The organism is Prochlorococcus sp. MIT2309 (genome assembly GCF_059772305.1).
The window spans coordinates 1,774,947-1,798,922 of record NZ_CM186282.1; the positions used below are offsets into that span (position 1 = coordinate 1,774,947).

Annotated in this window: 24 protein-coding genes; 14 read left to right on the forward strand and 10 right to left on the reverse strand. The window is 39.2% G+C overall.

Translation table 11 applies throughout. The annotated features are described in order from the left end of the window. Positions 1-3: 3 nt before the first annotated feature. From pgeF to AC6EJA_RS09715, 3 genes are read right to left on the reverse strand one after another with little or no spacing between them, the layout of a single operon-like run. On the reverse strand, positions 4-837 hold the full coding sequence (pgeF, locus tag AC6EJA_RS09705) for a peptidoglycan editing factor PgeF (RefSeq protein ID WP_498502454.1): 834 nt from the start codon (positions 835-837) through the stop codon (positions 4-6). After that, positions 830-1,726: a Tab2/Atab2 family RNA-binding protein gene (locus AC6EJA_RS09710; RefSeq protein WP_498502455.1), complete on the reverse strand. Its 897-nt coding sequence runs from the start codon at positions 1,724-1,726 to the stop codon at positions 830-832. Before AC6EJA_RS09710 ends, pgeF begins: the two co-directional genes overlap by 8 nt. Next, positions 1,723-3,003, reverse strand: coding sequence for a S1 RNA-binding domain-containing protein (locus AC6EJA_RS09715; RefSeq protein WP_498502456.1), 1,281 nt, complete (start codon positions 3,001-3,003; stop codon positions 1,723-1,725). Before AC6EJA_RS09715 ends, AC6EJA_RS09710 begins: the two co-directional genes overlap by 4 nt. A 68-nt stretch (positions 3,004-3,071) precedes the next feature. On the opposite strand from AC6EJA_RS09715, the gene AC6EJA_RS09720 reads away from it, so the two are divergent. The 6 genes from AC6EJA_RS09720 to folE all read left to right on the forward strand — a co-directional run bounded on the left by AC6EJA_RS09720 (position 3,072) and on the right by folE (position 8,437). After that, the gene (locus AC6EJA_RS09720) at positions 3,072-3,917 is read left to right on the forward strand and encodes a creatininase family protein (protein WP_498502457.1); all 846 of its coding nucleotides are present in this window, start codon (positions 3,072-3,074) and stop codon (positions 3,915-3,917) included. A gap of 95 nt (positions 3,918-4,012) precedes the next feature. Next, positions 4,013-4,741, forward strand: a complete 729-nt coding sequence (locus tag AC6EJA_RS09725) for an aldehyde oxygenase (deformylating) (protein WP_498502458.1) — start codon at positions 4,013-4,015, stop codon at positions 4,739-4,741. Positions 4,742-4,887: 146 nt separating this feature from the next. After that, positions 4,888-5,928, forward strand: coding sequence for a long-chain acyl-[acyl-carrier-protein] reductase (locus tag AC6EJA_RS09730; RefSeq protein ID WP_498502459.1), 1,041 nt, complete (start codon positions 4,888-4,890; stop codon positions 5,926-5,928). Between the two features lie 21 nt (positions 5,929-5,949). Continuing rightward, on the forward strand, positions 5,950-6,939 hold the full coding sequence (locus AC6EJA_RS09735) for an acetyl-CoA carboxylase carboxyltransferase subunit alpha (RefSeq protein ID WP_498502460.1): 990 nt from the start codon (positions 5,950-5,952) through the stop codon (positions 6,937-6,939). Positions 6,940-6,964: 25 nt separating this feature from the next. Further along, complete coding sequence (locus tag AC6EJA_RS09740) at positions 6,965-7,672, forward strand: SDR family oxidoreductase (RefSeq protein WP_498503595.1); 708 nt, start codon at positions 6,965-6,967, stop codon at positions 7,670-7,672. Between the two features lie 9 nt (positions 7,673-7,681). Then, on the forward strand, positions 7,682-8,437 hold the full coding sequence (folE, locus tag AC6EJA_RS09745) for a GTP cyclohydrolase I (protein ID WP_498502461.1): 756 nt from the start codon (positions 7,682-7,684) through the stop codon (positions 8,435-8,437). 33 nt (positions 8,438-8,470) lie between these two features. On the opposite strand, the gene AC6EJA_RS09750 is transcribed toward folE, so the two are convergent. After that, positions 8,471-9,136, reverse strand: coding sequence for a phosphoribosylanthranilate isomerase (locus tag AC6EJA_RS09750; protein WP_498502462.1), 666 nt, complete (start codon positions 9,134-9,136; stop codon positions 8,471-8,473). Between the two features lie 76 nt (positions 9,137-9,212). Between AC6EJA_RS09750 and AC6EJA_RS09755 the strand changes: the two genes are divergently transcribed. Continuing rightward, positions 9,213-10,478, forward strand: a complete 1,266-nt coding sequence (locus AC6EJA_RS09755) for a site-2 protease family protein (protein WP_498502463.1) — start codon at positions 9,213-9,215, stop codon at positions 10,476-10,478. A gap of 6 nt (positions 10,479-10,484) precedes the next feature. Here AC6EJA_RS09755 and AC6EJA_RS09760 read toward each other — a convergent pair whose 3' ends face one another. After that, the gene (locus AC6EJA_RS09760) at positions 10,485-11,153 is read right to left on the reverse strand and encodes a lipoyl protein ligase domain-containing protein (RefSeq protein ID WP_498502464.1); all 669 of its coding nucleotides are present in this window, start codon (positions 11,151-11,153) and stop codon (positions 10,485-10,487) included. A gap of 254 nt (positions 11,154-11,407) precedes the next feature. Between AC6EJA_RS09760 and AC6EJA_RS09765 the strand changes: the two genes are divergently transcribed. Then, on the forward strand, positions 11,408-11,836 hold the full coding sequence (locus tag AC6EJA_RS09765) for a hypothetical protein (RefSeq protein WP_498502465.1): 429 nt from the start codon (positions 11,408-11,410) through the stop codon (positions 11,834-11,836). Positions 11,837-11,910: 74 nt separating this feature from the next. Beyond that, positions 11,911-12,936 (forward strand): protochlorophyllide reductase, encoded by a 1,026-nt coding sequence (locus AC6EJA_RS09770; RefSeq protein ID WP_498502466.1) that lies wholly within the window; start codon positions 11,911-11,913, stop codon positions 12,934-12,936. A gap of 14 nt (positions 12,937-12,950) precedes the next feature. Here AC6EJA_RS09770 and bchL read toward each other — a convergent pair whose 3' ends face one another. The 4 genes from bchL to AC6EJA_RS09790 form a co-directional block, all read right to left on the reverse strand. Beyond that, the gene (gene bchL / locus AC6EJA_RS09775; protein WP_498502467.1) at positions 12,951-13,838 is read right to left on the reverse strand and encodes a ferredoxin:protochlorophyllide reductase (ATP-dependent) iron-sulfur ATP-binding protein; all 888 of its coding nucleotides are present in this window, start codon (positions 13,836-13,838) and stop codon (positions 12,951-12,953) included. Between the two features lie 177 nt (positions 13,839-14,015). Continuing rightward, on the reverse strand, positions 14,016-15,611 hold the full coding sequence (locus AC6EJA_RS09780) for a ferredoxin:protochlorophyllide reductase (ATP-dependent) subunit B (protein WP_498502468.1): 1,596 nt from the start codon (positions 15,609-15,611) through the stop codon (positions 14,016-14,018). A gap of 3 nt (positions 15,612-15,614) precedes the next feature. Further along, positions 15,615-16,871 (reverse strand): ferredoxin:protochlorophyllide reductase (ATP-dependent) subunit N, encoded by a 1,257-nt coding sequence (locus tag AC6EJA_RS09785; RefSeq protein WP_498502469.1) that lies wholly within the window; start codon positions 16,869-16,871, stop codon positions 15,615-15,617. A 186-nt stretch (positions 16,872-17,057) separates the two neighbouring features. Further along, a complete protein-coding gene (locus AC6EJA_RS09790; RefSeq protein ID WP_498502470.1) occupies positions 17,058-17,429 on the reverse strand; it encodes a DUF8679 domain-containing protein in 372 nt (123 codons plus the stop codon). 95 nt (positions 17,430-17,524) lie between these two features. On the opposite strand from AC6EJA_RS09790, the gene AC6EJA_RS09795 reads away from it, so the two are divergent. Beyond that, complete coding sequence (locus AC6EJA_RS09795; protein ID WP_498502471.1) at positions 17,525-18,298, forward strand: BMC domain-containing protein; 774 nt, start codon at positions 17,525-17,527, stop codon at positions 18,296-18,298. A gap of 1 nt (position 18,299) precedes the next feature. On the opposite strand, the gene AC6EJA_RS09800 is transcribed toward AC6EJA_RS09795, so the two are convergent. Continuing rightward, entirely contained in the window at positions 18,300-18,893 is a 594-nt protein-coding gene (locus AC6EJA_RS09800; RefSeq protein WP_498502472.1) for a non-canonical purine NTP pyrophosphatase, read from the reverse strand. Positions 18,894-19,256: 363 nt separating this feature from the next. On the opposite strand from AC6EJA_RS09800, the gene csoS1 reads away from it, so the two are divergent. From csoS1 to csoS2, 4 genes are all read left to right on the forward strand, one after another. Next, a complete protein-coding gene (gene csoS1 / locus AC6EJA_RS09805) occupies positions 19,257-19,568 on the forward strand; it encodes an alpha-carboxysome major shell protein CsoS1 (RefSeq protein ID WP_019476633.1) in 312 nt (103 codons plus the stop codon). A gap of 70 nt (positions 19,569-19,638) precedes the next feature. Next, positions 19,639-21,054 (forward strand): form I ribulose bisphosphate carboxylase large subunit, encoded by a 1,416-nt coding sequence (locus AC6EJA_RS09810; protein WP_498502473.1) that lies wholly within the window; start codon positions 19,639-19,641, stop codon positions 21,052-21,054. Positions 21,055-21,151: 97 nt separating this feature from the next. Then, positions 21,152-21,493, forward strand: a complete 342-nt coding sequence (locus AC6EJA_RS09815) for a ribulose bisphosphate carboxylase small subunit (RefSeq protein WP_498503596.1) — start codon at positions 21,152-21,154, stop codon at positions 21,491-21,493. A gap of 101 nt (positions 21,494-21,594) precedes the next feature. Next, on the forward strand, positions 21,595-23,970 hold the full coding sequence (csoS2, locus tag AC6EJA_RS09820; protein WP_498502474.1) for an alpha-carboxysome scaffolding protein CsoS2: 2,376 nt from the start codon (positions 21,595-21,597) through the stop codon (positions 23,968-23,970). The last annotated feature ends 6 nt before the right edge of the window (positions 23,971-23,976 follow it).

Sequence of the window (23,976 nt, forward strand, 5' to 3'; positions counted from 1 at the left end):
ATTTTAGTAGTTATAAATACAACTCCACTGAAACTTCTTTTTTTTATCCCTTCTCCATGAATAGAATAGATTTTCATCATTAAATGTGCAGTTTTGGTTTATCGAAATATTTTTTGAAGTAAGTCCACCTTTAAGAAGTTGAAAGTAGATGGTTTTCTTGATATCTAATAAATATTTTCCTTTCATTTTATAATCTTTTAGAATATTCAATTCTTTCAATTTAATAATTTTTTCCTCATTTTTAATATTATTTAAATAATTTCTATCAAAAAATAAGGAGTTAAATATTTTTATTATCAAATCTGTAGAGACTTCATATCTATTTTGGCTGATTGAAGGGCCAACTGCAGCAATTAAACTTGCTCTCTCTGAATTGGGGGGATTTAATTTTTCTAGAATCTTATTTATTATCTTATTTGTAAGTCCTCTCCACCCCACATGAATGATGCCCATATTTCTTTTAATGGGATCGACAACAATTATTGGAGTACAATCTGCAGTGTAAATCCAGAGGCTTTTACTTGCATTATCAAGACTAAAAATTCCATCAGCATCGGAATAGCTACAACTCTGAGAGCCTTTTATTTCAATAATATTATTACTATGTATTTGATCGCATTTAAAAATTGGCTTACTTTCTGCATTGTTTAATTTTTTGATCAATTCCTCTGGTCGATTTATATGATTATTTTTTGTGAAAAATCCATGATTGAATCCATTTGAAGAAAGAAGTTTAGATGTAAAAAAAGTTTTTTCTTTACTCAAAACCCAATCTTGAGAATGATCTCGTTCTCTCTCATTAAAATTACTCTTTTCTAATAAATTTGATTTATCCAATAATGCAATCCTTTAACATCCAGAACCCAGCAAAAATTTGTTCTTCTGGAGTTGATTGAATAGAAATAAATTGAATTCCGCCAGCTTTCTTAAGAGAGGTTTGGAAACTATTTTTTGCAAATTCTGTTGTTTTGGAATCCATGTCAGTTACAAGCCATCTTTCATCTTGTCCAGCTTCAAGAACTAATTGAGAATTTTCTTGGGTTAATACAACAGGTTCGAGACCACCAAGCCATGCCGCTAAACCTAATGATCTTGATTTACTGAATAGCCTTATTCCAGGAACTTGAATATCGTCATCAATATTTTCATTTATGGGAATTAATCCACTAAATTCAATGGGCCATTGATCTGCCTCACGCAGTATTCCAACTGGGAGAGTTGCAAAGCTCCAGGCATCACCCCTAATAGCCTCAGGAAGTGGAATTGCTTGGTTAAGTATTGGTGAAAACGTCGGTGCAAGTGGACCAGCTACATACCCAGGCTCTTTTGGATAAACCTCTTTTCCCCGTTTCTCAATCCAATCCAAGAGTGAATAGGTTCGTCTACTTGAAATAGGATCTATGCCCACTGTTTCGGCGGCTTTTTTTATCATCGTTCTCATCGAAGGTCGCCAAAAACGTAGTTTTGATGGCAATTCCCATCCTTCTTTTTTGTAGTCCTCCAAAGCCTCCTTTAAGGCTTTAGATAGCCACCCAGAGTTAACTTCTCCAGCTGGACATTTTTTTTCCCATCTGAAGGGTTTCTCATTTGAGAATGAGTCGGTATTGCAAATAAGCAATTCCCATCGTTTTTTTCCGTCCTTCTCGATTATTGGTCTTGAATAAAAATCAAGTTCCCAATCGGCTTTTTTTGTGATTGTTTTAGTTGTGGGATTATTGACTTTCATTCAGTAGTTTGTGCTTTTTTTAAAGTCTCTTGAGCTTTAAGCGCTCTTTCTTCAGCTTCAGCCATGATTTTTTCTTTTTCTTTGAGAATTTCGCCTGGTGGGCCCTCTAGCAACGCAGTATTTAATCCTATTCTTGCTCTCCTTGGATCAAGATCAGTTATCAGTGCTTTAACTATGTCACCTTTTTTGAATACTTCGCTTAAAGATCTCAAATTTCCATTTGTCACGGATGAGTGATGTAGGAGGCCACTGAATCCACCAAGATCCACAAAGTAACCATACTGCTTGATTGAGGCGATTCGACCCTCTACAAGTTGCCCTAGCTCGAGCTCAGAAAATAGTTTTGCGATGGCAGCTTTTTTCTCAGATAGAACAAGTTTTCTGGATTCTGGATTTACCTCCAGAAAAGCAGTCCCAATAGTTTTCCCAACAAGTGTTTCATGATTTTCACCATTCTCTAATTGTGATCTGGGAATGAAGCCTCGTAAACCCTCTAGATCACAAGTAACACCTCCTCTGTTAAAACCATTGATTTTTACTTGAACAACTTTGCCTTCTTTCTCAAGTAAGCCAACTTTCTCCCAACTTTTTCTTAGAGCAAGTGCTCTACAACTTATGGTTACTATTCCGTCCGCATTTTGCTCTCGTGTAACAAGTACCTCTACCTCAAGTCCTTTGGGGAATTTTTCTTTCAAACCTGTTATCACACCTAGACCACATTCTTTTTTTGGCATGAATCCTGGAGCTTTGCCACCAATGTCGACATAAACTCCATCACTTTCAACTTCAATGACTTTCCCTTTTGCTGTTTCACCTGTATTTCCTACTGGTACATTTTCCTCTAAGGCAGCGAGGAATTCATCTTCATCAAAATCAAATTCATCTACTACGCGTTGATTAGAAAATAAGGTTGCTGAGCCGCGAGAAAATTCTGCTTGATTTTTAAATGTTTGTTTGGAATCAGGCTCCTCATTGGCCATGATCATTTCCATTGACAACCCATCTTCATCTTCAAAGTCAGTTTTAAAGAACGTCTTATCGTCTCTTCCTAACGAAGGTTTTATTAATTCATTACCTTCATTGGGATGATTTTTAGATTGTTCTTGAATTTTTGCGGATTTTGAATCATCTTTTTTTTCTTCATGTGGGTCTTTATTTTGAGAAGCTTCCTTGAGCTTTCTGCTGATGTGCATTACCTGTAAAGGTTTACGCTGAGAGTTAGCCGCAAAATTTGGGGAATTTGGCTTTTGGGGCTTCGGACTTTCAGATTCCGTCATGATGCCCTTAATTTCGTCGATGAGTCATTCTTACAGGCAATGTTCAGTTATCAACAGGGTTAGGAAAAATGTCATCTTGTCCTGAATCTCGAAGGTTTGAATTCTTGAGTTGGCCTCAAGCCTCAAAAGCTGCATCTAAAAAGGGTTCTACATTGGTTTGGCCATTTGGAGCGTTCGAACAGCATGGGCCTCATTTACCTTTAATCACTGATACTTTTTTTGCAAATAAAATCATTCAGAAGGTTTTAAAACAAATTCCTGAGGAAAAACCAATTTGGATTTTACCGCCACAATCAATCGGTTTCTCTCCTGAACATGCCTCATTCCCAGGGACTATTTCCCTCTCAGCCGAGGTTATGCTCAGATTAATAACAGAGGTTGGTAAGCAGTTAGCAAATATGGGATTTAAGAGACTGGTGTTTTTTAATGCCCATGGTGGTCAAATTGGTCTGCTTCAAGCAGTTGCCAGGCAGCTTCGAGTTCAGTGTCCAACAATGGCTGTTCTGCCCTGCTTCCTATGGAGTGGCGTAAGCCAAATTAATGAGCTAATTCCCTCAAAAGAGGTTGAGGAAGGACTTCATGCTGCATTAGCTGAAACAAGCCTGATGCTTCATCTTGACCCGCAATTAGTTGGTTCTGAGAGGCCAACAGACGGATTGAACCAAGATATTAATTGGAAAAATAATTTCAAAGATTCTGGAGAAATTAATATCCCTGCACCTACTGGTTGGAGTCTTGAGGGGGCTGCACCTTGTGCGTGGTTAACAAAAGACCTTAGTCAGTCAGGGGTTATCGGTGACAGTATTGGATCAACTAAGGAGCTTGGTGAGAGTCTTGAAAACGCTTTGGTAGTTCATTGGGTCAAACTTTTTTCGAGCCTAATGAACAGTGAATGGCCCCCGATTAATCAATAATTATCTTTAAGCACTACTAAATTGTGATAATAGAACTGCAAAATCGGTCGTAATTCGGTAGTATCCCTCAAATAGATCCATCCATTAGTAGTTCCATGTCATCTTTAGTTACGTCCGAAGTTGATACAAAAACTGGTATTTCTTCTGAAGAGGGTAATCTTCCTGATTTCACTACAGACCAATACAAAGATGCTTACAGCAGAATCAATGCCATTGTTATTGAGGGAGAAAAAGAGGCTTACGACAATTACATTTCTATTGGAAAACTTATTCCTGAAAATGCAGCAGAGCTAAAAAGGCTTGCTGTTATGGAAATGAAACATATGAAAGGTTTCACTGCATGCGGAAAGAATTTGGGAGTAACGGCAGATATGCCATTTGCTAAAAAGTTTTTTTCTAAGTTGCACGGTAATTTTCAAAAGGCTCATGCAGATGGGAATTTAACAACTTGCCTTTTAATTCAGGCGATTTTGATTGAGGCGTTTGCCATTTCTGCTTATCATGTTTACATCCGAGTTGCTGATCCTTTCGCAAAAAAAATTACAGAAGGTGTTGTCAAAGATGAATATCTTCATTTGAATTACGGCCAGGAGTGGCTAAAAGCTAATTTGGATAATTGTAAAGATGAATTAATCAAGGCAAATAAGGAAAATCTTCCTTTGATTAAGTCAATGCTTGATGAGGTTGCCAAAGATGCCGAAACGCTTCATATGGACAAGGAGGAGCTTATGGAGGAGTTTATGATCGCTTATCAAGATTCACTTGTCGAAATGGGATTAGATAATAGACAAATTGCTAGAATGGCACTAGCAGCAGTGGTTTAAGAGGAAAAATCAAAAAAGAAATTAGAATAAAAACTAAATCTGAGTAAATTGGATTGACTTTATTTTGGTGATTAAGACCGTTTTGAACTAATGTTCAAAACCTTAAGGGATTTTTAAAGTTCCATATCCATGCTTTTCGATCTTCAATGTTTGGATTAATAGGCCATTCAACAAGCTTTAATGATGCAAAGCGAAAAGCCTTGGAACTAGGTTATGAGCACATTGCTGAAGGGGACTTAGATGTGTGGTGTACAGCACCACCTCAACTTGTTGAGCACGTTGAAGTTACAAGTGCTACTGGTAAGAAAATTCAAGGCGCTTACATTGATTCATGTTTTGTTCCTGAGATGCTTGCAAGATTTAAGACTGCTAGGAGAAAAGTATTAAATGCAATGGAATTAGCTCAGAAAAAAGGAATCAACATAACCGCCCTGGGTGGATTTACATCAATTATTTTTGAGAATTTCAACCTCTTACAAAATAAGCAAGTTAGAAATACAACTCTTAACTGGGAGCGTTTCACAACTGGAAACACACATACAGCTTGGGTTATTTGCCGCCAGCTTGAAATAAATGCGCCATTGGTTGGAATTGATTTGAAGAAATCAAAAGTCGCAGTAGTTGGAGCTACTGGAGATATTGGCAGTGCTGTTTGTAGATGGCTTTCAAAACGAACTGGAGTGAAGGATTTACTTTTAGTTGCTAGACAGCAGCAGCCTTTACAAGATCTTCAGAAAGAGCTTAATGGTGGGAGCATTCTTTCACTGGATGAAGCACTTCCAAAGGCAGATGTAGTTGTTTGGGTGGCAAGTATGCCCAAAACTCTTGAAATCGATTCAACAAAGTTACAAAATCCCTGTCTAATGATTGATGGTGGTTATCCAAAAAATCTTGATGAAAAGTTTTCCGGTACTGGAATACATGTTTTGAAAGGCGGCATAGTCGAATTTTTCAAGGATATTGGTTGGAACATGATGGAATTAGCTGAAATGGAAAAACCTCAGAGAGAGATGTTCGCTTGTTTTGCTGAGGCAATGATTCTTGAATTCGAGAATTGCCACACCAATTTCAGTTGGGGAAGAAACAACATTACCTTAGAAAAAATGGACTTTATAGGTAAAGCTTCTATAAGGCATGGCTTTTCTGCTGTTGGTTTAAGTCCTAATGTGCAGACTGCTCTAGTCTGAACCATCTAAGGAGTTTTAACTATGGCAAGGCGTTACCTTCTTGAGTTTGAAAAACCTCTTGTAGAACTCGAAAAACAGATAGAGCAAATAAGACAGTTAGCTAGAGATTCTGAAGTTGATGTCAGTCAGCAACTTTTGCAGCTTGAGACTTTAGCTACAAGGAGAAGGGAAGAGATATTTCAGGCTTTAACACCTTCCCAAAAAATTCAGGTAGCTCGTCATCCACAAAGACCAAGCACATTGGATTACATCCGAATGTTCTGTGATGATTGGGTTGAGTTGCATGGAGATAGATATGGAAGCGACGATCAAGCTTTGATTGGGGGGATTGGGAAGGTAGGCGATGAATCGGTTCTTATTGTCGGTCAACAAAAGGGAAGAGATACAAAAGAGAATGTTGCGAGAAATTTTGGTATGGCCAAGCCAGGCGGTTATAGGAAAGCCCTGAGATTAATGAATCATGCAGATAGGTTTAGATTGCCGATTTTATCCTTCATAGACACTCCTGGGGCTTATGCAGGCCTTCTAGCAGAGGAGCAGGGACAGGGAGAGGCGATAGCTGTAAATTTACGTGAAATGTTTAGATTGAGAGTCCCAATAATTGCAACCGTCATAGGGGAGGGTGGTTCTGGCGGTGCTTTGGGAATCGGAGTGGCTGATAGGCTTTTGATGTTTGAACATAGCGTTTACACCGTTGCAAGCCCCGAAGCTTGCGCTTCAATTCTTTGGAGAGATGCAGCAAAGGCCCCTGACGCAGCTTCAGCATTAAAAATTACTGGCTCTGATTTGCTTACTCTTGGAGTTGTTGATGAAGTGCTCAAAGAGCCCGCAGGGGGTAATAATTGGGCCCCGCTCCATGCTGGCGAAGTTTTAAAAGAGGCTCTACAAAGACATTTAACCGAGTTGAAAAGCTTAACTCGGCAGCAATTACGCGAGAAAAGGTATGAGAAATTTAGAGAAATGGGCAAATACATAGAAAAAAATTCCATAAATACGTCAATGAGTGTCTAGACTCTTCGGGTTAGGAATTTTTTCATTGTCAACAGTTTTGATTACAGGAGCTTCGAGAGGGATAGGCCAAGCCGCTGCAAAACGTTTTGCCGAGGCTGGTTGGAATCTTCTCTTAGTTTCAAGAGACAAAAGTGCTCTTAAAAACCTATCAATAGAGCTTGAAAAATTTTCCGGAAAAATTTTTTATTCTTCTTCAGACCTGTCCCAACCATCAGAGATTGAATCAGGATTGGAAAAGTTACTTTCTAATGGCTTGTGTCCAGATGTTTTGATTAATAATGCAGGTGTTGCATGGACTGGTCCCTTAATAGAAATGCCATTGGATAAATGGCAATGGCTGCTGCAAATGAATTTGAGCAGTATTTTTCAAATTTGCTCAAAGGTCGTTCCGATGATGAGAAAAAATGGAGGATTAGTCGTAAATGTGAGTAGCCATGCATCTCGAAATGCTTTCTCGCAATGGGGAGCCTATTGCGTCAGTAAGGCTGCATTAGCTAGTTTTACCAAATGCCTAGCAGAGGAGGAGAGATCCAATTCAATTCGAGCTTGCACTCTTACGCTTGGTTCAGTGAACACCTCAATTTGGGATAGTGACACTGTTAAGGGTAGTTTTAACAGGGACGCAATGCTTCAAGCTGAAAATGTAGCTAGTGAGCTCCTTCATTTAGCCACTCAACCTTCAACCCAAGTAATTGAAGATTTAACTCTCATGCCCTCTGGGGGGGCTTTTTAATTTGTTTTTATGACATCAACTATTTCAAATGTGCCAGAAGGCAATCAGGACCAGAACATGTCCAAAGAAACTGGTCAAAAACAATTAACGTCTGAAAGAATTCGAGCTCGCCTAATTAAGGAGGGGGTTTCTTTTTTCGCAAACGATAATGTTGCTGAGTGTATTGAGCCCGGAGAAATTAAAGAGCTTGAGATTGAAGTTGCTGGGAGGGTAAGGGATCTTCTAAAGAGTCTTGTTATTGACATAGACAATGATCACAACACTGAGGGGACCGCGGAAAGAGTTGCACGTATGTATCTCAATGAAGTTTTTAAAGGCAGATATCATCAACAACCAAGAGTAACTAGCTTCCCCAACGTAAAAAATTTAGATGAAATCTATACAGTGGGACCAATTACCGTAAGATCTGCATGCTCTCATCATTTTGTTCCAATAATGGGTCATTGTTGGATTGGTATAAAACCTGGCTCTCGTGTTATTGGTCTTTCAAAATTCTCAAGAGTTGCTGATTGGGTTTTTTCAAGACCTCACATACAAGAAGAGGCTGTGATGATTCTTGCTGATGAAATTCAAAAGCTATGCGAGCCACAAGGCTTAGGAATAATTATAAAAGCAGATCACTATTGTATGAAACTTAGAGGTGTTAAAGAATCACATTGTAGTATGGTTAATTCCGTTGTAAGAGGTGATTTTAGGCATGACTCTAGTCTAAAACAAGAATTTTTTGAACTTGTTAGACAACAAGAAACAGCTTTATCCAGATAAAAATATATTTGAATTAATATAACCCTTGCAATTCTAAATTGAAGTAAACATTTTAACTTTTTCAATTAAATCTTTCACCTTTGATATATCTTTAATACCCTGGCTTCTCTCAAGTTTACTTGAAGCATCTAGTCCATATGGGCTTGTATATTTATAAATGTCTTCCACCCACTCAGACGATATTCCTCCAGCCAGCCACCAAGGAATTTCGATTTCATTATTTTTTAGTAAATTTATTTGAAACTTTGTTCCAGTTCCGCCAAGGCCTTTTTCACTCCAGGCATCAAGCAGGAGAGCATTAACATGAGGCTCATATTCTTTAACCTTCTGAAGATCTTTTTTTGAATTAATTCTGAACGCTTTCCAAAATTTAAATTCAGGCATCGCTTTTTTTAGTTCTTGGCAATGACCAACAGTTTCATCACCGTGGAGTTGAATGGTTGTTGGTCTATATTCCTCAAAATATTCTTTTTTTAATTCATTTTTATCCATATTTGCTACGACTAAAACTCTTTCAACTTTTGGGAATTGTTTTGTGAGAGACTCAAAAATTACTGATCGTTTTTCTCTTGTGACGAATCTGGGTGTTTCTGGTACTCCAATTACTCCAATAGCATGAGCGCCAAGATTTGAGATCTCAAGAGCTTGAAGTTCTTGGGTAATACCGCAAATTTTCAATTTTGTTGATGATTTTGTCATTGTTTCAGCTCTATGAGTTTTCTTCCTAGAATCAGGATCACAATAATCTTATGTTTATTAATTGGAGGGGGAACTTTTGGAAGGCTGGGAGATTTTTAAAATAAGAGGCATACCTCTCAAAATCCATTCCAGTTGGTTCATAATATTCTTTCTTTTTACATGGAGTGCTCAAGAGCAATTTTCTACTCTCTCGGTTGAATTAATCAATAAAAGTTTTTCAGGACCAGTTTTTTTACCTTGGTTGTTGGGTTGCTTAAGTTCTCTACTTTTGTTCACGTCAGTTTTACTTCATGAGCTTGGACATTCCTTTGTTGCTTTACGAGAAGGAGTAAAAGTTAGAAGTATTACTCTTTTCTTTCTAGGAGGATTCGCCAACGTTGAGCGTGAATGTGATACGCCAATGGGAACATTTAGAGTCGCAATAGCAGGACCCCTTGTAAGTTTTCTTCTTTCTTTACTTTTCTTTTTTATATCTAATCAAATTTTTCAAACAAACTTATTATTGAAAAATTTATTTCTGCAGCTGGGCACTTTGAATTTAATTATTTGTATGTTCAATATGTTGCCAGGCCTTCCTCTTGATGGAGGAGTTGTTCTTAAATCTTTAGTATGGCACTTTACTGGTAGCCAAAGAAAAGGAACTAGGGTTGCTACTAGGACGGGGAAATTTATTTCAATTTTTGCCATAGCAGCAGGAAGCTTTTTATCGCTGGCTACAAAATCATTTTTTGGATTGTGGCTTGTTTTAATTGGTTGGTTTGGCTTAGCCGCATCCAGATCACAAAATCAAGTCTTGATAATTCAGGATCATTTGAAAAATATAAAAGTGCATAATGCCTTAAGCAAAAGATATAGGATCCTCGAAAAAGACCTGCCATTAAGAAAAATTAGCCAGATAAACGCAACTTCAGAAGATTCAGACTATTTAAAAGAATGGATACTTGTAGTTAGTGAAGGGAGATGGATTGGATACATCACCGAAAAACCTTTAAAGGAAATTCCTATTCAAAATTGGGATAATTACTTGTTAGGAGATTACGCACAACCTATTAGTGATCTTCCTTCAATTTCTCTGAAAGCAGAGTTGTGGCAGGCAGTTTTGGCGATTGAGCGAACTAATGAAGATATGCTATTGGTTTTAAGTCCAGCGGGTTTACCTGTTGGAACAATTGACAGAGTTGATATTGGGACAACTCTGTTAAGAAAAATGGGTTTGAACTTACCATCAAAATTAGCTGAATTGTCTCGAAGGCAAAAAACTTACCCTTTAGGCCTTGCTTTGCCACAGGTAGTTGAAAGTATGGTTTCTTCAGGTCAGATATCCAAAAAATCTGGTTCTTAATCAGATTTAATCAATGTGCTTTTTTTGGAATTTACTGAACTTATATTCTTCTAAGTTGCTTTTGCACCAAGAAACTTCAGGCCATGATGCAAAAAGTTTTTCTGTCAGTTTTTTTTCTAAACAGGTTTTATTAAAACCTAAATTTAATTTTGACGGTGGGCGTGTTTGGAACAATTCCTCCCATAAGTCTCTAGGTGGATCAAAAATAATTTCTCCATGTTGAAGCAAATTTCCTTTTCTCCAAAGTTGGGCATTACCAATTCTTTTATAACCATCTTTGTCTATGAGATCCGCAGATGTTGATTTTGAAAAACAATTTCCATTAACACTTGGAGTTGCTATTTCGTCACCAAATCTCAATGGATAGCCCATATCGTCAAAACTTTTTAAAAGCCATTGGCATGAATGTCTGTATGCTGTTTTCTTCTTCTTAGGCGGATTAGACCATGCAAGGGAGTAAGTAATTCCTCCAGAGTGAAGAACAGCATCACCTCCCGAGGGGCGCCTAACTATTTTTAGCTTTTTCTCGTTATGGAGTTCAATCCACCGTTTAGGAATGTTTTTTTGATTTTTTCCGATTGAAAGCCAATTCCCATCCCAACTGTAAAATCTTAGGATTATTAAAAAATCAGGATTTCTTATAGCTTCATCAAGCAATAAGCTATCTAAAGCCATTTGCTTAAAGCCATTCATTTTAGTGTGAGATAGTAAAAGTCCTTTTTTCAGTGATTTTAAACTTATGGTATCTAAAAATTAGTCATAGAATTTTTTGGTGCAAATACCTAAATCTGAATATTGAGAAAAATGAAATAATTAGCTTTTTTGGTTTAAATAATATTCCTAAAAATAATTTTAGTTTCGAATTTCTTTTGAATATTGGCAATAAGTTTCTTTTTAAGGTAAAACAAATTTAATGGTTATTAATATCCTTGCAGGGATCAATTCATAAAAAGGCAATAAATCAAAGCAGGAAGAAAACTTTGCGAGGCGTTAATTCATCTAATAAGAGAAAATTAGAATCAGGAAAAATAAATAAAAAATTTAATAAAGCAACAATTGCAAGGGAATTGCAATTGCAGGAACTGCGAAGGGAATATTTATATAGTTGCATTGCACTGCTTATGAAATTTGGATTGATGGTGATCTTCCTTGGAAGTTTTTTTAGGTTGGGGATTGCTTCTCATCAGAGAGTGATGAGAAACTTAGAGCTTTTTTCAATACTTAAAACTGAATCTAAGAAACTACATGATCTTAATGATCGTTTTGATAACCTTTTTGCCATTGGTGGGGATGATCGTCTAATAGCTGAGCAGGAGCATCTAATTGCTCCAAATAGTGTCAGGATTATTTGGCACTAAGTGATAAAGGCTTGTTGGATTTAAAATCTAAGGGTTAAAAACTTGATATTTTCAAGTGATTAAGGAACTAAAAGATGTCATCATTTCAAGCTGCTCCCGGGACAGTTCTAATAACAGGAACTACCTCAGGGGTTGGTTTGTATGCAACCAAAGCTCTTTTTGAAAGAGGGTGGAGAGTAATAACTGCAAATCGATCAGTTTATAGAGCGGAGAAGGCTGCAAATAAATTAGGACTTCCAACAGGAAAAAACCGTCAAATACAACATATTCAAATTGATTTGGGCGATTTAAATTCTGTCAGAACATCAGTAAAAGAGCTTTTATGTAATTTGGATTCCCCTTTGGACGCACTTGTCTGTAATGCTGCGGTTTATCTTCCCAGATTAAAAAAACCACAACGGTCCCCACAGGGGTTTGAAATCTCTATGGCTACAAACCATTTCGGACACTTTCTCCTTATTCAACTCCTTTTAGATTGCATGAGAAATTCAAGTCGCCCAGCCTGGGGAGGAAAGAAATGGAGTTCCGAACCAGCCAGAATAGTCATTTTGGGCACTGTTACTGCAAACTTGAAAGAATTAGGAGGGAAAATCCCTATTCCAGCGCCAGCTGATTTGGGAGATTTATCTGGTTTTGAGCAGGGTTTTAAAGATCCAATAAGTATGGCGAGTGGAAAACGTTTCAAGCCAGGTAAAGCTTATAAAGACAGCAAGTTATGCAATATGATTACAACTCAAGAACTTCATAAGCGCTATAAAGATTCACCGATAATTTTTAGTTCTCTTTATCCAGGATGTGTTGCTGAAACCAAACTTTTTAGAAATACACCAAAACTTTTTCAGATTCTTTTCCCATGGTTCCAAAGGATTATCACTAGGGGATTTGTTAGCGAGGATTTAGCTGGTAAGAGAGTTGCTCAAGTTGTAGCTGATCCTGAATTTGCTATCTCAGGAGTGCATTGGAGCTGGGGAAATAGACAGCGAAAAAATGGCAGACAATTTTCTCAAGAATTATCCTCCAGAGCTACAGATCCTCTCACTTCAGGAAAACTTTGGGATTTGACTATGAAATTGGTTGGGATTAATGAGCCGAAAAATTAAAAGGCGTATCAGAATTAATCAAAACCAAGTAAATCAAAGATTTCCCTGTCCTTTAGGGGTTCGGCAGATAACGGTTCTACATTTTCCAACATTCTCTTTGCTAGAGAGAGATATTCGTTTTGGACTTCAATAACGTCTTCTTCTGGCTCCATTTCGAAAATCGTACATTTTTTTAACCTTGATCGTCTAATTGCATCAACATTTTTAAAATGGGCCATGGTCTTTAGGCCAGTTCGAGCGTTAAATTTTTCTATTTGATCTAATTCTGCCGACCGATTTGCCACTACACCGCCTAAGCGGACTTTGTAGTTTTTCGCCTTAGCATTGATGGCAGCAACTATTCGATTCATAGCAAATATTGAATCAAAGTCATTTGCCGTAACGATCAAACAATAATTTGCATGTTGAAGAGGTGCAGCAAAACCACCACAAACAACATCTCCCAATACATCGAAAATCACCACATCGGTATCTTCAAGAAGATGATGCTCTTTAAGAAGTTTGACTGTTTGTCCAGTTACATAACCGCCGCATCCAGTACCCGCTGGTGGTCCTCCACTCTCAACACATTGAACACCGTTGTATCCGGTAAACATGAAGTCCTCTGGACGAAGCTCTTCGCTGTGAAAATCAACCTCCTCTAAAATATCTATTACCGTAGGAACCATTTTATGAGTAAGAGTAAAAGTACTGTCATGTTTTGGGTCACAGCCAATCTGAAGAACTTTTTTCCCAAGTTTTGAAAAAGCAGCCGAAAGATTTGAGGAGGTAGTTGACTTGCCTATTCCACCCTTTCCATAAACTGCAATTACCAGAGCACCTTCTTGAATATTCACGGTAGAATCTTGCTTTACCTGAACACTGCCTTCGCCGTCAGCTCTTTTTGTTATGGTTGTAGTCATTAAATATTTTTTTAGATGGATTTAATTATATTCAAGCAGGAAGAAGAGCAGTTAGTAAATGTTTCTTTACTTCGATACATTAATGGACAATTGCAATGCTACTAAGTTTAGTTTTTAACACATAGGAGTACTGTTAAGTGTTAATACTCATGTCCTAAATGACTGCATTGATTAAAGCTAACCGCTGAAATGTGCTTTTGCATCGAGGAGGGTTTCGCCGTTTATTTCTTGACATCCAGCTTGTCGGGCATATCTTTCTGTATTTCTCCTAACTTTTCCTCGAACAAAGAAAGGTATTTTTGCCAGTTCTGACTCCCCCTCTTTTGTCCAGTAAGGCAAGTGATCATTTTTTGGAGAAATACTCTCAGTTTGCCCTGCACTATTTGTTGATGCCAGATCAACGTTATTCGTTTGCCCACCTGAGTGACCTAGATGACTTTGATGACCATCAGTGAATTCAAAATCATGCTTAAACATACCTATTAAATGTTCTTCTAAGCCCATCATCAGTGGGTGAACCCAGTCATCAAAAATGACATTTGCTCCCTCCCATCCCATTTGGGGGCTATACCTTGCGGGAACATCCTGAACATGCATTGGAGTGCTAATTACTGCACAAGGTATTCCAAGACGTTTTGCACTATGGCGTTCCATTTGTGTCCCTAGTACTAGTTCAGGAGCAGCCTCTTTAATTGCTTCTTCTACTTCGAGATAATCATTTGTAATTAGGGCTTCTAATCCGAGTTCTTTTGCTATCGGTCTGACTCTGCGAGCCATTTCTCGGCTGTAAGTTCCAATACCAACAACCTTGAATCCCAGTTCTTGCTCTGCGATTCTTGCTGCAGCAATAACGTGGGTGCCATCACCAAAAATAAATACCCTTTTGCCAGTGAGATAATTCGAATCTACTGATTTTGAGTACCAAGGTAATTTAGAAAGATCTTCTTCATCGTTTGGGCTTGGTCGATCTAAGCCAAGAGTTTTATGAAGTGCAGTCAGAAAATCCTGAGTTGCACCAACGCCAATTGGGGGGATATTTACGAAAGGAATACCATAATTTCTCTCAAGCCAAATGCATGTTGATTCAGCTATTTCTGGATAAAGACATACATTTGCATCTGCTTTGGTCAATCTAATAATGTCACCGGGAGAGGCGCCAAGAGGGGCGATAACATTTACGTCAATTCCATGTTGCCCCAGTATTTTTTGTATTTCTAAAACATCATCTCTGCATCTGAATCCAAGTAGCGAAGGACCTAATAAATTTACTCTTGGTCTTCTACCTTCCTCTTCCCAAGCATTTGGATTGTGTGGCGATTTTTGTTCTGAGGATTTGCCAAGTAAACCTCGAACTAGTTGATAGAAAGTTTCTGCGGCACCCCAGTTTTCCTTTTTGCTGTAAGCAGGAAGTTCAAGGCTGACGACAGGTATGTCAAATCCCATTCCTTTAGCAAGGGAGCCAGGCTGATCTTGAATCAATTCAGCTGTACAACTTTCTCCAACGAGAAGCGCTTCTGGTTTAAATCTTTCAACAGCTTCATTAATGTGGCCTTTTACTAATTCTGCAGTATCTCCCCCAAGATCTCTTGCCTGAAAAGTTGTGTAAGTTACCGGTGGTCTTTGCCCTCTCCTTTCTATCATTGTAAAGAGTAGGTCAGCATAAGTATCACCTTGAGGAGCATGTAAAACATAGTGCACCCCTTTCATTGAGGCGGCTATTCGCATTGCCCCAATATGAGGTGGACCTTCGTATGTCCAAAGTGTTAATTCCATAAATCAGGTTTTTGTAAGTTGCTTTGTGTTTAAGAGGTTGTGCCGATGAAGAGGCCTTGAGAAAAGTTCTGCGAGGTCAGAGGCCTGGTCGATGCCATGTATTGGACTGAAAACCATTTCAATTGACCATTTTGTTGAAATACCCTCCGCTTCGAGTGGATTGGCTAGTCCCATACCGCATACAACAAGATCGGGTTGGTGTGCTCTCACACGATCAAGTTGTTTTTCAACATGTTGCCCTTCAACAATTCGAGTTTTATCTGGGATCAGATCTAATTCCGAACTCATCATCTCTCTATTTAGATAAGGAGTCCCTATTTCAATTAGTTCCATACCGCATTCTCTATGTAAAAATCTTGCCAATGGAATTTCTAATTGTGATTCCGGCAATAAAAAAAGTTTTTTACCATTGAGCTTGGCTTTATATGGTGCAATTGCTTTCTTAGCTCTGGCTACCAAAGGCTCAAGTGTTTTTTGAACCAACTCATAATTTATATGGAATGCATGTGCAGCAGCCTCAATCCATAGCTTGCTTCCCTCTACACCAAGGGGAAAGGGAGCTTTCAATATCTGAGCGCCTCGATCTCTAAGGGTCCGAGCTGTATCAGTTAAATACGGTTGAGCTAAAAGAACTTTTGTATTCTTGCCAATAGCGGGAAGCTCCGTGGATTGCCTTGGTGGGAAGCTTTCAATTTTATCAATACCAATTCGATTGAAAATAGTTTTCAATCGGTCTTCTACGGGATTGGCTAAAGTTCCAACAAGCAATAATTTAGATTCCTCTGAAGAGGGCATTAGAGGGACTAGTGCTTTAAGCGCGCCATCTTCTCCCTGAGTAAAAGTTGTTTCGATTCCGCTCCCTGAATAATTAAGTACGGTAACTTTCCCCTTTAATTGGAGATTAAGTTTTTCGGCAACTCTGGCTAAGTCAATTTTTATAACTTCACTTGGGCAAGATCCAACCAAGAAAAGAGTTCGAATTTCTGGACGGCGGTCTAAAAGATTTTTTACTACACGATCAAGCTCATCATGTGCATCAGCCAAACCGGCAAGATCTCTCTCTTCAAGAATTGCTGTTCCAAAGCGCGGTTCAGCAAAAATCATCACGCCTGCAGCACTTTGAATTAAGTGAGCACATGTTCGTGAACCCACAACTAGAAAAAAAGCATCAGGCATTCGGCGATGAAGCCAAACAATCGAAGTAAGTCCACAAAATACTTCTTTTGGACCTGTTTCTTTTAGGAGCGTTGCACCGCTCATAAATAAATAATCTTCTTTACTTAAGGTGCATCTTTTTCTGGGCTATCGTCAATAAATTACTGAAACTTTTCGGAATTGAAGATATTAACATTGAGTTTTATTATCAAATTAAGCTATGTATAAATTAGGTTTCAATTATCAAATAATTAATACTCAGAAATTTGATGAGAATAATTACCTATGAAATTAGTTACGCCAATATGTTGACTCTTTCCCTATTTTGCTAAGCCTCCAAACATTTCTGCTCAATCTTTTGGCTAGTAAGCCGGCTTTTTCATAATTAGAAGAATTCGGACGAGAGCCAAGTAATTGTGAAACTTCAGCTGTTGTTAGGGGAGCACCAGTTTCTAAGGCAAGAGAAGTTAATTCAAGTCGTTTTTTTAAAGAATTAAGATCAGCTTTTTCATTGCTCTCCTCAAAAAGCCAATTAAGTCCAGATTGATCCTCACCAGTAATTTTTTGCATTAAGCCCAAGCCAACTAAGCCCAATGCCTGCTGCGCTTTTAGTTCGTTGGTTTGTTCGCTTGATTCAGGGTTGGTTACATGGGAAGTAGTCATTCTTAATGGGTATATTTTTTTTGAAGTTATCGGTTTATGGAGAGCATGCAAGCTTTTTGATAGCTAAAAAGACAACTTTCCGGTAGTATCGCGCCATGAATTCATATTCCAGTATTGATGAGCGGGAACGTCGCGCCCAAGGTGGCGTAATTATTACCGGAACAGAGGTTGATTCCTCTGCTGGAGGAGCAAGTTGTGTAATTACTACAGACTCAGATAAGTCATTGGTAGCAAGGCAAGCAAGTCAAGTTCAACAGATTGAGTTAAGGTCATATGTTTTTCTTGACTCACTTCAGCCTCAGCTTGCTGCCTATATGGGTACAGCCAGTTCTGGATTTCTTCCAATACCTGGAGATGCATGTTTATGGTTGGAAGTATCCCCTGGAATGGCTGTGCACAGAGTTACAGATATTGCTTTAAAAGCAAGTAATGTTCGTCTTGGACAGATGATTGTCGAGAGAGCTTTTGGGTCAATGGCTCTTTACCATCGAGATCAAAGCACCGTAATTCACTCAGGTGATGTTGTTTTAGATGCTATTGGGAGCACTATCGATAAACGAACTCGTCCTGAGGTTAGTTGGACTGAAATTATTAGAGCAATAACGCCTGACCATGCAGTTTTAATAAATCGTCAAAATAGAAGAGGCTCGATGATTCAATCTGGAATGAGTATGTTTATTTTGGAAACAGAACCAGCAGGATATGTATTAATGGCTGCCAATGAGGCTGAAAAAGCCTCTAACATCACGGTAGTTGATGTTAAAGGCGTGGGTGCTTTTGGAAGATTAACTCTTGCCGGTCGCGAAGGTGACGTTGAAGCTGCTGCTGCTGCTGCAATGAGGGCAATTGATCTAATAAACAAAACTTAGGTTAAATTTTTAAATTAAGTTCTTTTTTTAAATGAGGAGCAAGTTCTCTTGCTGCCTTGCCTCTGCTGCCAAGTTTTGAAAGTTGTTCATTAGATAATTCACCGTAAGTGCACTTAGCCTCTCTTACCCAAAAAAGTGATTCAAATTCTCCATGTGGATAAGCAGGTTGTTTTAAAATTTCCCCCCAACAAATTCCCTTAGCATCTTTTATTAGTTTTCCCTCAGGGTCGCAAATGACCATAACACTACAAAAACGTGCGCTTCTATAAGGGCTTTCCCCCATTTCATCAAGAAGCTTTTTTAGTTTTTCCTTATTACTTTTAGCAAAACGAGCTGAGAAAATCCCCGGAGCTCCCCCGAGAAGATCAACTTCTAATCCTGAATCATCTGCAATAGTCCAAGTTTTTGTAATTGCTGAAACAGCTTCAGCTTTGAGTAGAGCATTTTCTAGATAGCTTGTACCAGTTTCCTCAACATGCAGGTCTTTAGGTTGCCGCTGAATATTTATGGGAAGCTTACCAAGCATCAATTCAATCTCTTGGACTTTTTTAGGATTGGCGCTTGCGATTGTTATTAAAGGTCTCGTAGACGTCAAAAAAATCCCTATTAAATTCAGGCTAAAACTATATTTTGCCAATGTACATATTGACTATATTTAGTTATCAAAAAAAATATTGAGAGACAGGATGGGTTGAACATTCCACCCCACGCATGCTGGGAACCTGTCTCGTAGGAGAGAAAATACAGTCAAAAATATTAAAAAACAACTTTTTATCTTGAGTCGCTCACGCCTGAATGAACAGTTGTTCATAACAGTCATACCAATGGTGATAAGTTTTGCTTATCAGTATAAGTAAATACAGTAATCAGGTTTTTGATGAATTTCTCTTGACGGATAGCGTTCGGTCGAGGCAATCTCCATATCGAACATTCCCCCTTTATTACGCAGGTTTAGGCAATGGCTACAGAAACTATGGGTATCGCACTCGGCATGATCGAGACTCGCGGACTTGTCCCAGCTATTGAAGCTGCTGACGCAATGACAAAGGCTGCTGAAGTACGCCTCATTGGACGTGAGTTCGTTGGCGGCGGCTATGTAACAGTTTTAGTACGTGGCGAAACAGGTGCAGTTAACGCTGCTGTTCGTGCTGGTGCTGATGCATGCGAACGTGTTGGAGATGGACTTGTTGCCGCTCACATCATTGCTCGTCCTCATAGAGAAGTTGAGCCAGCTCTTGGAAATGGCAACTTCCTTGGTCAGAAGGACTGAGATTAGTTAGGCGTTTCTTTAATGAATCGCAACTCAATCAATACCTACAACGACCTAATGGAGTTTTCCTATGAGTAAGAAGTACGATGCCGGCGTTAAGGAGTACAGAGACACCTACTGGACTCCTGATTACGTCCCCCTTGATACAGACCTTTTGGCTTGTTTCAAGTGCACAGGCCAAGAAGGTGTACCTAGAGAAGAAGTTGCAGCAGCAGTAGCAGCTGAATCTTCAACAGGAACTTGGTCAACAGTATGGTCTGAACTATTAACAGACCTAGAATTTTACAAAGGGCGCTGTTATCGCATTGAAGATGTCCCAGGTGATAAGGAGTCTTTCTATGCATTTATTGCGTATCCTTTAGATCTTTTTGAAGAAGGATCAATAACAAACGTTCTTACATCTCTTGTCGGTAACGTTTTCGGATTTAAGGCACTTCGCCATTTACGTCTTGAGGACATTAGGTTCCCCATGGCTTTCATAAAGACATGTGGAGGTCCACCTAATGGAATTCAAGTTGAGCGAGATCGCTTAAATAAATACGGCCGTCCTCTTTTGGGTTGTACCATCAAGCCAAAACTTGGTCTCTCCGGAAAAAACTACGGAAGAGTTGTTTATGAATGTCTTCGTGGGGGGCTTGACCTCACTAAAGATGATGAAAACATCAACTCTCAGCCTTTCCAAAGATGGAGAGAGCGTTTTGAGTTCGTTGCAGAAGCTGTAAAGCTAGCTCAACAGGAAACTGGCGAGATTAAGGGGCACTACCTCAACTGCACAGCTACAACCCCTGAAGAAATGTATGAGCGTGCCGAGTTTGCAAAAGAACTTGGTCAGCCAATTATCATGCATGACTACATTACTGGTGGATTCACAGCAAATACTGGCTTAGCAAATTGGTGTCGGAAGAATGGGATGTTATTGCACATTCACCGTGCAATGCATGCTGTTATTGACCGCCATCCCAAGCATGGTATACATTTCCGTGTCCTTGCTAAATGCCTGAGACTTTCTGGTGGAGACCAGTTACATACAGGTACTGTTGTAGGTAAGTTAGAGGGAGATCGTCAGACCACTCTTGGTTACATTGACAACTTAAGAGAGTCATTTGTACCTGAGGACAGAACAAGAGGTAATTTCTTCGATCAAGATTGGGGATCAATGCCTGGAGTGTTTGCCGTTGCTTCTGGTGGAATACACGTATGGCATATGCCTGCGCTACTAGCTATTTTCGGTGACGATTCTTGCCTTCAGTTTGGTGGTGGTACTCATGGACATCCTTGGGGATCAGCCGCTGGAGCTGCTGCCAACAGAGTTGCTCTTGAAGCTTGTGTCAAAGCTCGTAATGCTGGTCGCGAAATTGAAAAAGAAAGTCGCGACATCCTTTTAGAAGCTGCAAAGCATAGCCCTGAATTGGCTATTGCTCTTGAGACTTGGAAGGAAATCAAGTTCGAATTTGACACCGTAGACAAACTCGACGTTCAGAGCTGAAGTTATGAGGAGAATTAATTCTCCTCTCAACTTTACGAAAAGGAACTTTATTCAAACTCAGTTCCTGCTATTTACTAACCACACCCCCAGTTTCACCATGCCTTTCCAGAGCACAGTTGGTGACTATGCAACAGTCGCCACCCTGGAAACATTCGGCTTCTTACCGCCGATGACCCAGGACGAAATTTATGATCAAATTGCTTACATAATTGCTCAAGGCTGGAGTCCAGTTATTGAGCATGTTCACCCAAGTGGTTCAATGCAGACCTATTGGTCTTATTGGAAATTGCCTTTCTTTGGAGAAAAGGATCTTAACTTGATTGTTAGTGAACTTGAAGCATGTCATCGTGCATATCCAGATCACCATGTTCGCATCATTGGTTATGACGCTTACACGCAAAGTCAAGGCACTGCATTTGTAGTGTTTGAGGGGCGCTGATTTTCGACCTTCAACTTTCTTATGCCTCGTATCTAATCGAGGCATAAGCCTTTTCAAGAAATTTTATTTCTTTTGTCCTTCGACATTTACATCTGGCGGTCATGGCAACTAAAACCAGTAGAGAACTTGCACTAGAACGCCGTAAGGCACTTAGTGATGGTGGAAAAAAGGCTTCTAAATTAAGCCCTAATAGCCCAAATAGAGTTCGAACATCTGACGACGTCCGTCAGTCAAGGACAAATACTGAATATTCAAAAACATCCAGTAATAGTCTTCAAAGTAATAAAAATTCTTTACCTAATTCATCATTCAATCAAGCTGCTATAAAAATGAATTCTCCTTCTGTACGTAAAGTTAAGTCAATCAGTAACCCGAGTAGGGAACTTGTCTTAGCGAGAAGAGAAGCCTTGTCTTCAAAAGGAAAAGCAGCTAGTAGTAGTAAAGATAGAACAAGAGTAGATGTTGCCAAAACATCTGCTATCTCGACTTCGTCAAACCCTCAAATTTCAGAAAAAAAAGAGTGTTCATGTAATACTAAAAGTAGGAAAAAATCAGCAGAACTTAGTATAAATACAACTAAAGCTACTTTGAGTTCAAGGAGCGGAGAGAGAAGGACTATTCAAAAAAGAAGACCACTAGAAAACACTAGTAGGTCCCTTGTGCTTGCTAGAAGAGAAGCAATGTCAAAGCATGGAAAATCAGCAAGTACAAATTCAACCACCGCTGCTTCAGTTGCTCGACATGGTAATCCGGATCTTTCAAGTAGAGAGATAGCATTAAGAGTTAGAGAACTTCGTAGTAAATCGGGTGCAACTGGTAAACAGCGAGCAGGAAGTACTCGTCCTTGCGGTCCTAATCGCAAAGGAGCAAAACAATCGTCTGGAGTAGATGCTCATTGGAAAGTTGGTATTAGTGAGACTAATTCTGGCCAAATTGTTACCGGAACTCAAGCAAATAGATCTGTTAAAACAACAGGTAACGAAGCAAGTACTTGTCGATCAGTTACTGGAACGCAATACCTTGGTGCTGATACTGTTGATACTTTTTGCCAAGAATCACCAAATTATGTTCAACCTTCAAAAGTGGCTGTAACCAATACAAGTCATGGAAATTTAGTTACAGGTAATGAAGTGGGAAGATCTGAAAAAGTTACTGGTGACGAGCCCGGAACCTGTAAGAATCTAACAGGAACAGAATATATTTCAGCAAATCAATCTAATGCCTTTTGTGGAGGAGTAAATCCGTCTCCAAGAAAAGTTGGACATAGCCAAACCATCGATGGAAGAAGCGTTACTGGAGTTATGGTTGGTCGTTCAAGTAATGTTACTGGCGACGAAGCAGGCTCCGGAAAAGATCTAACAGGTGATCAATATTTGGGATCTGATCCAAGACCTTCTGGTAGACCAGCGCAAAAAGTAGGGTCTTTAAGGACAGTTAGAGGTTCAGGTCTTACTGGAACAGACGTTGCAAGATCTGAGTGGGTAACTGGTAATGAAGCGGGTAGTTGTAAACGTGTAACAGGTGATGAATATGTAGGAGCTGAACAATATGAATCATTTTGTGGAGATAAGCCTGTTCCTGAGGCTGCGAAAGTTGGATTGAGCTTCACTAATAAATCTCAATCTGTCAGTGGAACAATGACTGGACGTTCCCAGTTAGTTACTGGAGATGAGCCTGGAAGTAATAAAGCCGTAACTGGTACGCCTTATGCAGGATTAGAACAATCCGCGCAATTTGGAAAACCAAGTAATACCAAAGAGATTCAGCAAAGGACTCCAAAAAGACTTGGGACCCCCGGATCAAATTTAACTGGATTGCAACCAGGGATAGGCGGAGTTATGACCGGTGCCGAGAAGGGAGCTTGCGAACCTTTGACTGGTACTCCTTATGTGGGGAGTGATCAACTAGCTCAATCTTGTGGTACTTCTTATAGTGATATTAATGATAATGACTCTAATGATTCGCCATGGACTGAATTCAGTGTTCAGTCCCCTGCAAGATCAGCACAAAGAAAAAGAGATAGAGATTCTTCCGTTACAGGAAATCGTTATGAGGACAGTTCGAAAATCACAGGACCATTTGATATGGCAACTAATAAAATCACAGGAACTGAACAATTTCGTTTCGACAATAAAGAGTTTCAACAAAAACAATTAATTAAGCAAACTGTGGTTGATGAAAGTACATCCGATCAATCAACTGAATCCAGAGCTGTTTCACGTGTTACTGGAGAAGGACAATCAGCTGGATTAAATATTACAGGTGATGATTGGGATCGTGGTGATCGAGTTACTGGCACTGAGGGGGCCTCAGCCAGAAGAAGAAATCCCTCAAGACCAGGTGGGAGAAATGCAATGCCTTCTTTCGATTCAAAGAGAAACCAAGACGTGCCAGAGCCAGACTTTTTAATAACTGGATCTAGCGGAAACACTCGAGAGGGACAAATGGTTACCTTCTCTGGTGGAGCAAGAGGTTAATTCATA